1 protein-coding gene is annotated in these 1,051 nt (G+C 50.7%); it reads right to left on the bottom strand.

Features of this window, described 5'->3' with window-relative positions; all coding sequences use genetic code 11:
• On the bottom strand, window positions 1-851 hold an 851-nt coding region (locus IQ219_RS19820), incomplete at its 3' end, for a (Fe-S)-binding protein (protein ID WP_368667642.1).
• Window positions 852-1,051: the final 200 nt, after the last annotated feature.

Raw genomic sequence — 1,051 nt, 5'->3', positions numbered from 1 at the left:
ATAATGTAATCCACCTCTGTGTCGGCAAAGCTGTCGATCATCTGTCTGGCGATCGCCTGGGCTTGGGCAGTTTGACCTTGGTGGGCCGGGAGGGCGGCGCAACAACCCTGGGATTGGGGAATCACCACTTCACAGCCATTGGCAGTTAAAACTCGCACGGTGGCTTCATTGACCGGAGAAAAAAATAACCGTTGCACACAGCCGAGAATTACCCCCACCCGATAACGCTTTTCTCCTTGGGCAGGGATTTCCGTTGGATAATTGTCCCGAAATGAGGCGGCCGTCACCCGGGGCAAAATACTTTCCATAGCTGCTAAACGGGGAAAGAATCTGGTCAATAATCCCGTTGCTTGCACTAACTTTTGCAACCCACAATTTTGATAAACCCAGAGCAGGGGCAATAACAGCCGCAACCGCCAGGGATAGGGAAATAAATTAAAAATCATCCCCCGCAAAAGGCGATCGCCAAAGGGACGGTCATAGTTACGCTCCACTTGGGGCCTGGTGGAGGAGATCAACTGGTCATACTGCACCCCAGAAGGACAGGCACTGACACAGGCCAAACAACCTAAACAACTATCAAAATGCTGGATGGTGGTGGCGTCTAAACTGGCTTGCCCCTGGTTAATACCATTCATCAAATAAATGCGTCCCCGGGGAGAATCGGTTTCCTTGCCAATGACCCGATAGCTGGGGCAGGTGTTTAAACAAAAACCGCAGTGGACACAGCTATCCAACACGGCCTGGGGAGGCGGATTTTGAGCATCAAAACCAATTTCGGGGCTATGGACGGCCTGGGCCAGGGTGCTGAAGGAGGGAGGAGCCGACATAGGGACAAGGGGGAGAAACACTGTCCCCTATGATCACACTTTTTTCCCAATCTAGGGTTATCTTCCCCTCGGTCAAAACTTCTTTAAAACCCCAATGATTGCGATAGATAATAGTCAAATTTCCCCACAATCATCAGATTTATGGAGTGGGAAAAACTATATCGATGCAATCTGGCTGATTAATCGTGCCCAACCAAGGCAATGGGGTCATAGCGGGCGAG

Origin of the sequence: Synechocystis sp. LEGE 06083, assembly GCF_015207725.1 — a bacterium.
Taxonomy (GTDB): domain Bacteria; phylum Cyanobacteriota; class Cyanobacteriia; order Cyanobacteriales; family Microcystaceae; genus Synechocystis; species Synechocystis salina.
The sequence above is the reverse complement of the archived record's forward strand: the minus strand, read 5'-3'. Positions and strand labels throughout refer to the sequence as shown.